The sequence below is a fragment of the Maribacter sp. genome (assembly GCF_039968975.1).
Lineage (GTDB): Bacteria > Bacteroidota > Bacteroidia > Flavobacteriales > Flavobacteriaceae > Maribacter.
Map to the genome: position 1 here is coordinate 1 of NZ_JBDVOT010000279.1, position 11,160 is coordinate 11,160.

7 protein-coding genes and 1 pseudogene are annotated in these 11,160 nt (G+C 35.2%); 5 read left to right on the top strand and 3 right to left on the bottom strand.

Features of this window, described 5'->3' with window-relative positions:
• Positions 1-306: 306 nt before the first annotated feature.
• The 3 genes from ABJI11_RS18735 to ABJI11_RS18745 all read right to left on the bottom strand — a co-directional run bounded on the left by ABJI11_RS18735 (position 307) and on the right by ABJI11_RS18745 (position 7,008).
• Positions 307-2,178, bottom strand: a complete 1,872-nt coding sequence (locus ABJI11_RS18735; RefSeq protein WP_348355858.1) for an ABC-F family ATP-binding cassette domain-containing protein — start codon at positions 2,176-2,178, stop codon at positions 307-309.
• Positions 2,179-2,193: 15 nt separating this feature from the next.
• Positions 2,194-3,378, bottom strand: a complete 1,185-nt coding sequence (locus ABJI11_RS18740) for a DUF4105 domain-containing protein (RefSeq protein WP_348355861.1) — start codon at positions 3,376-3,378, stop codon at positions 2,194-2,196.
• Positions 3,379-3,555: 177 nt separating this feature from the next.
• Positions 3,556-7,008, bottom strand: a complete 3,453-nt coding sequence (locus ABJI11_RS18745) for a pyruvate carboxylase (RefSeq protein ID WP_348355864.1) — start codon at positions 7,006-7,008, stop codon at positions 3,556-3,558.
• Positions 7,009-7,401: 393 nt separating this feature from the next.
• Between ABJI11_RS18745 and ABJI11_RS18750 the strand changes: the two genes are divergently transcribed.
• The 5 genes and pseudogenes from ABJI11_RS18750 to ABJI11_RS18770 form a co-directional block, all read left to right on the top strand.
• Positions 7,402-8,139, top strand: coding sequence for a CDP-alcohol phosphatidyltransferase family protein (locus ABJI11_RS18750; protein WP_348355867.1), 738 nt, complete (start codon positions 7,402-7,404; stop codon positions 8,137-8,139).
• 27 nt (positions 8,140-8,166) lie between these two features.
• On the top strand, positions 8,167-8,682 hold the full coding sequence (locus ABJI11_RS18755; protein WP_348355870.1) for a DinB family protein: 516 nt from the start codon (positions 8,167-8,169) through the stop codon (positions 8,680-8,682).
• Between the two features lie 27 nt (positions 8,683-8,709).
• Positions 8,710-9,774, top strand: coding sequence for an FAD-dependent oxidoreductase (locus tag ABJI11_RS18760; RefSeq protein WP_348355873.1), 1,065 nt, complete (start codon positions 8,710-8,712; stop codon positions 9,772-9,774).
• Between the two features lie 7 nt (positions 9,775-9,781).
• On the top strand, positions 9,782-10,762 hold the full coding sequence (locus ABJI11_RS18765) for a tRNA-dihydrouridine synthase family protein (protein ID WP_348355876.1): 981 nt from the start codon (positions 9,782-9,784) through the stop codon (positions 10,760-10,762).
• Positions 10,763-10,766: 4 nt separating this feature from the next.
• Positions 10,767-11,160, top strand: a pseudogene (locus ABJI11_RS18770) (radical SAM protein); the annotation flags it as partial.

Genomic DNA, 11,160 nt, shown 5'->3' on the forward strand with positions numbered 1-11,160 from the left:
ATTGTTGGAACAATAATATCATTACTTTCAATTGTCTGAACCATCTCTACTTGTGCAGTTTCGATCTCTACAGAAACATCCTCATTGTTAGCTTGTGCCTGAGCGAAGAAACATGTAAAGAAAAGAGCGGTTAAAAGAATAATTGATTTCATAATATTTGTTTTACACTGCTAAAGTACAGGCAAGACCAAACATATTTTGCCGCTCGTCGTTGGGCGTCATTTAACTATAGACGAATGGTAAAAATCATTCGTCTACTATTTTTATGGATCTAATAAATGTGAAGTATGTATGCTATAATGGATGTTAACCTTCCATTAACGCAGAAAGCTCAAACCAACGTTCTGTTTTGGTTTCAATGGCATCTGTAACCTCTTTTAGTTCAATAGAAAGGTTCTTGATATCATCGCCACTTAAGGAACTATCAGTAAATTTCTCCTGTAGTGCTACTTTAGATTTTTCCAATTTCTGAATTTCTCTTTCCAGTTTCTTGTACTCTTGCTGCTCTGCGTAAGATATTTTTGGTGAAGCAGCTGGTTCTTTCCAATTTGTCTTGGTTGTTGTCTGAGCTTCTTTTTGCTCTCTCTTTTCTAAAACCTGACTGTCTTCATAAGCTCTGTAGTCAGAATAATTACCAGGAAAATCTTCTACCACAGCATCACCTCTAAATACAAATAGGTGATCTACAATTTTATCCATAAAGTAACGGTCGTGAGAAACCACCATTAAACATCCTTGAAAATCCATTAAGAAACTTTCCAATACGTTTAGTGTAACGATATCTAAATCATTGGTAGGTTCATCTAATATTAAGAAATTAGGATTCTGTATTAATATGGTACACAAATAAAGTCGCTTGCGCTCACCACCACTTAATTTATCTACAAAATCATATTGTTTTTTTCTATCGAATAGAAAACGCTCCAATAACTGCTGTGCAGAAATCTGTCTGCCTTTCATTAATGGAATATAGTCACCGAACTCTCTAATGACATCAATTACTTTTTGGCCTTCTTTTATTTCAATACCTTTCTGTGTATAGTAACCAAACTTGATAGTTTCACCCACAACAACTTTACCGCTGTCAGGCTGGTCACGACCACTTAATATATTCAAAAAAGTAGATTTACCTGTTCCGTTCTTTCCTATAATACCAATACGCTCTCCTTTTTGAAATACATACTCAAATTTGTCAAGAATTGGTTTGTTGGGAAAAGATTTTGAAATTTTATGTAGTTCAAGAATTTTGCTACCCATACGCTCCATGTTCAGTTCTAACTGAACTTGGTGGTCTTTTCTGCGTTGGCTTGCCTTATCTTTTATAACAGCGAAATCATCTATTCTAGATTTAGATTTGGTAGTACGCGCTTTTGGTTGTCTGCGCATCCAATCTAACTCCTTTTTAAATAACAATTCAGTTTTATGCTGTTCTACCGCTTCTTGCTCTATACGGGCTTCTTTCTTTTCTAAGTAGTAAGAATAGTTTCCTTTATATGGATATAGCTTCCCGTTTTCTAATTCTATAATTTCATTACAAACACGCTCTAAAAAGTAACGATCATGTGTTACCATGAACAAGGTCATGTTCTCTTTGGCAAAAAACTCTTCTAACCACTCTATCATTTCTAAATCTAAATGGTTGGTAGGTTCATCTAAAACCAAAAGATCTGGTTTGTTGATAAGGGCATTTGCCAATGCTAAACGCTTTTTTTGCCCACCAGAAAGTTTACCCACCTTGGCATTTAAATCGTCTAACTTTAGTTTATATAGAATTTGCTTGTATTGCGTTTCAAAATCCCAAGCTTCAAAACGGTCCATTGCTTCAAATGCTTTTTGATAGGCATCTGCCTCTTCTATATTTAAAAGGGCTTTTTCATAATTTTTGATGACTTGTAAAACTTCGTTGTCAGATGCAAAAATAGTTTCCTCAACAGTTAAGTTAGGGTCCATTTTAGGCTCTTGTGCCAAGAAGGATACACGTGTAGATTTACGGTAATTTACTTGTCCGCTATCTGGTGTATCTGCACCTGAAAGTATATTAAGAATAGATGTTTTTCCTGTACCGTTTTTAGCGATCAAGGCAATTTTTTGATCTTTATTGATACCAAAAGAGAGGTTGTCAAAAAGAACATGTTCGCCATAGGCTTTGGAAATATTTTCAACGGTAAGTAGATTCATGTAGGGTAACTTATTTTATTTATCGGTTATTTTTTTACTCTTAAAATAATATATGAGATACAAATAACGAATAGCTAATGCTAGTAAAACGATGATTAATAATATGGAAAACACTTGAATTTTAAATATCCACAGCATGCAAGTGATACCAAGTAATATGGTTGAAAATATGATGTAAGTTATCATCCATGCCGGAATCTGCCTCTTAATCATCATAAATGCGATTATTATATTTGGAGCAAATGCCCAAAGTGAATTAAAATTGGCTTTGGTAGCTAAGTGATCTGTTGCAAACCATAGGAATAATATAAGTACACCTGATAACCCGGTGACTGCAAAAAGCCCAAAGTCTAACCATTTATTTCTACGTAAATTTTTGTAATCGTTATAGGTAATATAACAGACTAATAGCAGTAATACACTAAGCCAAAATAACGGAGTTAAAAATAGTAATGACCTATCCTCTTGTTCTGGTATGTCTAATAATACCGTCTCTTTTTTAACTATCGGTTTGCCATCTAAAGTGGTATGCTTCATTTGTTCATACACATAAATAGGTAAGAATAAATGCTCATATGGAGATGCTTCTCTGTCTATTACAGAGCCTAAAGCTAAATCAATGCCGAAATTGGACCATGAATTCGGATTCAGTTTTAACCGAATTAACTCCCTAAACGTTAATTGCTCTTCTAAATGGTTATAATTGAATTTGAATGTGCTGCCTAAAGTTTTTTCGAACACCGTTGGTATTCTAGTGGCGCAATTATCGAACAGAAAATCATATTTGTATTTCTTGTTCTCAGGTAACAAGTTGTTTTCTAAGTAGGTGACAATACTATTGCGTTGTTCTAAATTGAGGTCTAATACTTGTTCTTTTATCCACCGTTTTTCTTGTTGGTAAGAGTATTCAAAATATTTGAACGGAATTCTAGAAATGGTATAGGATAGTTTACCGCGGGTAAAATTTAAGTAGAAGTTTGGGTCTTCAAAATCATAAGTGCCGTAACCATATACTTCATCTATACCTAGGGTAGGGTCTTGTAAGCGTATGGCGCTATGCCCAAATTTTGCAGCTAAATCTTCACCTGTACCAACAGTAAGTAAACTGATTTTTGATAATGGCGAAAGTTGTGCATTTTGAGCGCTAGCCAAAAATGCAGTGGAAAGGAGTACTAAAAGAAATGTGATTTTTCTGAACATATCTTTACTAGTTCATAGCAGTTGCAAAGATGCGAATAATAACAGACTTGAAGCAGGTTGGATTTTTTAAATTTTTTGTAAAAGATGGTGATTTGGTTGTACTACAGGTCAAATAAAACAAAAGCCACCTAAATTAGGTGGCTTTATGAATATGTGATAAAAAGAAATATATAGAATTTATGAGATGGTAACAACCAAATCATCTTGTTTTACCATACTACCTTCTTTTAAGCTAATTGATGCTACTTTACCAGATTTAAAGGCTGTTACCGTAGTTTCCATTTTCATGGCTTCAATAACAAATAAAGGATCGTTCTCTTTTACTTCTTGACCTTTTTTGACCAAAACTTTGTATAGAGATCCTTGTAACGGAGCACCGATCTGGTCATCGTTTGCTGGATCTATCTTTTCGTTTTCTTCAATTTTTAGATTTAAGGAAGTGTCTAAAACATCTACGAATCTGTTTTCACCGTTTACCTGAAAGAATACGGTTCTCATTCCTAATTCATTTGGTATACCCACAGAAAGCAATCTTACAATTACGGTTTTACCCGGTTCTAATTCTATTAAGGTTTCTTCACGTAGTTTCATGCCGTAGAAGAAATGCTTTGTTTGTACCAGCGCTAGATTGCCATACAGCTTGTAATTTTCATGTGCTTTTTCAAACACTTTAGGGTATAGTGTATATGAAAGAAAATCTTCCATTTCTATGGCACGTGTAAATCCTTTTTGAAACTTCTTTTTAAAGGCTTTAAATTCTTTGTCAAAATCTGTTGGTGCTAAATGTGCATTTGGTCTGTTTGTGTACGGCTTCTTGTTTTTGAGAATGATTTTTTGAAGCTTTTTAGGGAATCCGCCAACTGGCTGACCTAAGTCTCCCATGAAGAAACTAATAACAGAATCAGGGAAAGATATTTCCTCTCCACGTGTCATAACATCTTCAGTACTAAGTTCATTGGTTACCAGGAATATAGCCATGTCACCTACTACTTTTGAACTCGGCGTTACTTTGATCAGGTTTCCAAAAAGTTTATTGACATCAGCGTACATTTTCTTTACTTCGTCAAATCTATCTCCTAGTCCTAATGCTGTTGCTTGCGGGCGTAAATTTGAATACTGCCCACCAGGTATTTCATGACCATACACTTCTGCAGTACCAGATTTTAATCCAGATTCAAACGGGTAGTACAACTCTCTTGTATCTTCCCAGTAATTAGAAAACTGATTCAGCTTTGGCATATCAAACTCGTGTGCTCTTGGCTGACCCTTCATCATTTCTACAACCGAATTAAAATTGGGTTGTGACGTTAATCCAGATAATCCGCCTAATGCTACATCTACTACATCTACACCGGCTTCAATTGCCTTTAAGTATGTAGTTGTCTGTAATGATGAGGTGTCATGCGTATGTAAATGAATAGGTAGCTTTACCGTGTCTTTTAATGCTGTCACCAATTCTGTGGCGGCATAAGGCTTTAAAAGACCTGCCATATCTTTGATGGCGATTATATGCGCACCGGCATTTTCTAAGTCTTTTGCAAGCTGGGTGTAGTATTTTAGGTTGTATTTAGTTTCGTTTACATCTAGAATATCCCCCGTATAGCTCAAAGCTGCTTCTGCAATACCACCAGTTTTATTACGTACATAATTTATACTAGGTTCCATTGCTTTTACCCAATTAAGCGAATCAAAAATTCTGAAGATATCTACACCGTTCTCCCATGATTTCTCAACAAATTTTTCAATTAAGTTATCAGGGTATGCTTTGTAACCTACTCCGTTTGATCCACGAAGTAGCATTTGAAATAAGATATTTGGCACCGCTTTTCTAAGTTCACGTAAACGCGTCCACGGACTCTCGTGCAAAAAGCGCATACTAACGTCAAAAGTAGCACCACCCCAAACTTCCATACTAAAAGTGTTTGGGTGATTTTTGGCATAACTTTCGGCAACACGTAACATGTCATACGTACGCATTCTCGTAGCTAAAAGAGATTGATGCGCATCGCGCATGGTGGTATCTGTGTAATGAATTTTTTTTTCATCCATTAACCAAGCACAAAATTTCTCAGGACCCATTTCGGTCAGCATATCTTTTGTTCCCTTAGTATGAGGTTCTAGCGGATTGAATTTTGGTACTTTGGCATTTCTAAAAACTTTGCTTTCATCAATATGCTTTACATCGGAATTACCGTTTACGATAACTTCGGCAAGAAAGTTCACCACCTTTGAGGTTCTATCTTGCGAAAGTTTAATATCAAATAGGGCAGGAGTGTTCTGTATAAAATTCACAGTGACTTTTCCATCTTTGAACGTAGGATGCTGAATGACATTCTGCAAGAAATGAATATTGGTTTCAACACCTCTAATTCTAAACTCTTTTAATGCCCGTACCATTTTACGGGTGGCACCATCAAGTGTTCTACCGTGAGATGATACTTTTACCAACATAGAATCAAAGAACGGACTCACTTGATACCCTTGGTAAATACTACCGGCATCTAAACGAATTCCCATACCTGACGCACTTCTATATGTAGTTACCGTACCGTAATCTGGGGTAAAATTATTACCTGGATCTTCTGTAGTTAAACGACATTGTAATGCAAAACCATAGGTAGCAATCGTTTCTTGGCCAAATATTTTAATCTGCTGACTGTCTAATTTATAATTTCCTGCGACGAATATTTGAGTTTTTACCAAGTCAATACCGGTAACCATTTCAGTAACCGTATGTTCTACTTGTATTCTTGGGTTTACTTCAATAAAATAAATGTTGTCATTAGGGTCTACTAAAAACTCTACCGTTCCAATATTGTTATAATTTACCTCTTTGGCAATGTCAACGGCATATTTGTAAAGATTCTGTTTAACTTCTTCGCTAACATTATGTGAAGGCGCTATTTCTACCACTTTTTGGTGACGGCGTTGTACAGAACAGTCGCGCTCATGTAAATGGCGAATGTTACCGTGATTATCCGCCACAATTTGTACTTCAATGTGCTTTGGGTCTTCTACATATTTCTCAAGAAACATAGTATCATCGCCAAAAGCATTTAGTGCTTCGTTTCTGGCAGAATCAAAATTCATTTCAAGATCATCATCTTTTCTAATGATTCGCATACCACGACCACCACCACCAGAGGCAGCTTTTAGCATTATGGGGTAACCTATGGTTGCGGCTTCGGTCAGGGCAACTTTAAGTGAAGTCAATTTTTTCTTATTACTTTCAATAATAGGAACGTTACATTTTACCGCAACTTTCTTGGCGGTAATCTTATCTCCTAGAGCGTCCATCACTTTTGGATCTGGACCAATGAAAATGATATCGTTAGCGGCACATTGTCTTGCAAATTCAGAATTTTCAGATAAGAAACCGTAACCAGGGTGAATGGCATCTACATTTTTAGCCTTAGCCAAAGCTATAATTTGTGGAATGTCTAAATAAGGTTTTAATGGCTGATTATCTTCACCAATTTGATAAGATTCATCGGCTTTGTTTCGGTGTTGAGAATAGCGATCTTCATAAGTGTAAATAGCAACTGTTTTTATGTTCAGCTCTGTACAGGCACGTAATACACGAATTGCAATTTCACTTCTGTTGGCTACTAAAACCTTTTTAATCTTCATTTTTTGGAAATGTATTTAATGGTTAGTATTTAAGACTATTTGTTGTAAAACATCAATTTTTTTATGAAATTATTACATAGCCTAAAATTTAATTCTAAAATATCAACTAAACAATACTATGCGTGCATAATATTTTTTATTTAAGAATTGATTTGTGATATGCCCATTTAAAGAATAGTTTATATTTAAATATCATATACTTAAGAGACTGTAATTTTGATTGTTGTGCTCCACTAATTTCAATGGATAACTTCTGGTGATTTAAAGAATATTGATGGTCTAAGCGCTTTTTAGGTAAGAATACCACTACCACCATATAATTATATTAATTTAGAGCAATAATTGAGATGAGGTATTTTTCCTTTTTGAAATTGTGATTTTAGACAGATTATTATGAAAAAGCATATTCCTAATTTTATTACTTTATTAAATGTTTTCTGTGGCTGTGTGGCTACCATGTTTGCTGTTATGAACAGGTTAGAGCTTGCTGCTATATTTGTTGCACTAGGTATTTTCTTTGATTTTTTTGACGGATTGGCGGCTCGTGTTCTAGATGTAAAAAGTGAATTAGGTTTGCAATTAGACTCTCTAGCGGATATGATTACAAGTGGGCTAGTGCCTGGTATTGTTATGTTTCAATTATTGGCAATGTCGCAAACTAGCGGATGGGGAGATGGTTCTCACTTTTTTATGGAAGCTGGTAAGTTTCAGTTCATACATTTAATTCCGTTTTTAGGGTTTATAATTACAATGGCATCCGGTTATCGTTTGGCGAAATTCAATATAGATGAAAATCAGACGTCTTCCTTTATCGGTTTACCGACCCCTGCAAATGCACTTTTAATACTTTCTTTACCTCTCATACTTTTATATCAAAACAATGATTTTCTCAATAGCTTAATTCTTAATCAATGGTTCTTGATCATATTAACGTTGGTAGGTGCCTATTTGCTAAATGCCAATTTGCCGCTATTTGCATTAAAATTCAAGAATACTAGTTTTAAGGATAATGCAATGCGTTATATCTTTTTAATTATTAGTCTAGTGCTTATCATTACCATGAAATTCATGGCGATACCTATAATAATTCTGTTTTATGTAGTAAGTTCAGTAATACAAGAGAGACTTTAAACACAGCGATATTTAGGAAGTACTACTATGAAAAATGAAGAATATGAATTTTGGTTGAGTGGACCTATACAAGGTGTTCCAGATTTACTACAACCTGCTGCTCACGCATTATTACAATCTGAAAGAGAACTTAAAGAGTATACTGCTGATTTTCCTAAAGAACTTTTATGGGCAAAAACGTCTGGTAGAGCTTCTGTTGGGTTTCATATGAATCATATTACAGGTGTACTAGATAGAATGTTGACCTATGCTAAGGGCGAACCGTTATCAGATGAGCAATTTCAATTCTTAAAAAGGGAAGGTGCTTTTAATTTAAACACCGAAGTGGTCGATTTGCAAGATCAATTCTCGACAAAGGTTGCCGAAGCTATAGCATACTTTAAAACATTGCCAGAATCTTCGCTTACCGAAAAAAGAACAGTGGGTAGAAAGAAGTTGCCGTCTACCGTAATCGGACTTCTATTTCATGCGGCAGAGCATAGCCAAAGACATATTGGTCAGTTATTGGTAACGGTCAGTGTACTGCAGTCAAAGACTTTATAATTTTTTTTAATCAGTATTTATTAACTTATGAATACATCGGTAATTATTATCGGCGCTGGATTAACGGGTTTATTGTCTGCGTATCGTTTACAAGAATTAGGTTTTAATGTCAAAATATTAGAGGCACGAGATAGAATTGGTGGTAGAATACACACCTTACGATCGGGTAACGCTAAAGTTGAAATGGGCGCTACTTGGTTTAATGATAGTCATTTTCATTTATTGGATATCATAGAAGAATTCAATGTTCCTTTCTTTGAACAATTTATGACCGGTACCTCTTATTTTCAAACATTTTCAAATGTGCCACCTCAAGAAATTACAGTACCAAAAAATAGTCCAAGCTATCGCTTTAAAAATGGTACGGTAGATTTATTGAATTCCATCGCTGCTAAACTAAAACCAAATACTATCTCTTTATCTGAAGTCGTTAAAGAGGTTCATATTTTAGAAAATAGGGCTGAGGTGAAAACACATGTACGCACATTAAATGCCGATATTGTTATTACGACATTGCCACCTGCAGCATTAATAGACCAAATAGAATTTTCTCCGGCGTTACCAAATGATTTTATTGCATTGGCAGAACAGACCCACACTTGGATGCAAGACTCCATAAAAGTTGCCTTAACGTACAGGAAGCCATTTTGGAGAGATCAAGAAAAGTCAGGTACCATATTCAGCAATGTTGGTCCATTGACAGAATTCTATGATCAATCTAATGTGGAAAATGAGTCGTACGCACTTGTCGGATTTGCATCTGGTAGTTGTGCTCGTTTTACCAAAGAACAACGTATAGAGAAAATTGAAGCCCAGTTAAAAATGGTTTTCGGAGAAGAAGCTTTGCAATATGAATCATATTATGAAACAACTTGGTATGATGAAGAGTTTACAAAATCTAACAGGCAGGTAGCTAATTTGTTTCCACATCAGAATGGGGGACATGCAATGTATCAAACACCCTTATTCAATAATAAATTGTTTATTTCTGGTGCAGAAACATCAAAACATCACTCTGGTTACATGGAAGGCGCTATTTTTGCAGCTGAATCTGTTGTTGCAAAATTGAAAAGTTTGCACCTAACGCAGTAAAACATACATGTCAGTTACTTTATTATCATCCCCATTACAGGGTTTTACCGATTTTAGATTTCGAAATGCTTTCCATAAATATTTTGGAGGTATTGATACATTCTATGCGCCATACATTCGTTTGAATGGAAAAATGGTTATTAAAAACTCGTACCAGAAAGATTTACAGCCAGAGAATAATACCACTTTAGAAGTGATACCGCAGGTAATGACCGGCGACGCCGATGAGTTTTTATTTGTTGTAAAGTATATTCAGAGTTTAGGATACAAAGAGCTGAACTGGAATTTAGGTTGTCCTTACCCAATGGTAACGAAGCAGGGTATGGGTAGCGGACTCATTTGTAATCCTGAGAAAATAGACCATATTTTACAACGAGCTCACGATGAAACAGATGTGGTGATTTCTATGAAAATGCGAATGGGTTATGAAAATGCAGAAGAAATATTAGATGTTTTCCCTATTCTAGACAAGTATCCGTTAAAGAATGTTGCCATTCATGCACGTATTGGCAAACAATTATATAAAGGGGGAGTAGATTTAGATGCATTCCAAAAATGTATAGAGAGTACTAAGCATACTTTGTACTATAATGGAGATATAACCACGGTTGCTAAGTTTAAGGAAATGAAGGAGCGTTTTCCTAGTATTGACCATTTTATGATGGGTAGAGGATTAATTGCCGACCCATTTCTACCTGGTATGATTAAGAATGATACTACAGAATACCCAAAAGACCGTTGGAAAATTTTCTCGGAATTTCATGATACCATTTATCAGCAATACGACGAGGCATTATCTGGACCAACGCCTATAAAAATGAAAATGCGTGGTTTTTGGGAGTATTTTGCACTGTCAACTTCTAATCCGCATAAAGCATTTAAAAAGATTAAAAAAGCTAATAATCCTAGAGCTTATCAAGAGGCGGTGCGTGAGATATTGAATAATGAATATGGGAACAGTTATCTTTGCAGCATTGTTCTAAAATAACTTTGTGAAAGACCTTCTTTTAATAACACCACCTTTTACCCAATTAAATACACCGTATCCCGCAACGGCTTATATTAAGGGGTTTTTGAATACAAAAGATATTTCCTCATTTCAGTCAGATTTAGGGATTGAAGTTATTTTATCTCTCTTTACTAAAAATACATTTCAGCAACTTTTTAATATGGCTTTTTCTACAGATGCTATAGTGTCTGAAAATTGCCAAAGAATTTATGCTCTTCGTAGTGATTACCTAAAAACGTTAGATGCCGTTATCCTTTTTTTACAAGGAAAAAATGAAACATTAGCGAGGCAATTGTGTACTGATAATTTTTTGCCACAAGCTTCTCGTTTTCAACAGTTAGATGATTTAGAATGGGCTTTTGGGAATATGGGTATGC

What these genes read in the sequence shown, in the direction of transcription:
- ABJI11_RS18735 (WP_348355858.1), bottom strand. Translation starts at nt 2,178, where the DNA reads ATGAATCTACTTACCGTTGAAAATATTTCCAAAGCCTATGGCGAACAT.
- ABJI11_RS18740 (WP_348355861.1), bottom strand. Translation starts at nt 3,378, where the DNA reads ATGTTCAGAAAAATCACATTTCTTTTAGTACTCCTTTCCACTGCATTT.
- ABJI11_RS18745 (WP_348355864.1), bottom strand. Translation starts at nt 7,008, where the DNA reads ATGAAGATTAAAAAGGTTTTAGTAGCCAACAGAAGTGAAATTGCAATT.
- ABJI11_RS18750 (WP_348355867.1), top strand. Translation starts at nt 7,402, where the DNA reads ATGAAAAAGCATATTCCTAATTTTATTACTTTATTAAATGTTTTCTGT.
- ABJI11_RS18755 (WP_348355870.1), top strand. Translation starts at nt 8,167, where the DNA reads ATGAAAAATGAAGAATATGAATTTTGGTTGAGTGGACCTATACAAGGT.
- ABJI11_RS18760 (WP_348355873.1), top strand. Translation starts at nt 8,710, where the DNA reads ATGAATACATCGGTAATTATTATCGGCGCTGGATTAACGGGTTTATTG.
- ABJI11_RS18765 (WP_348355876.1), top strand. Translation starts at nt 9,782, where the DNA reads ATGTCAGTTACTTTATTATCATCCCCATTACAGGGTTTTACCGATTTT.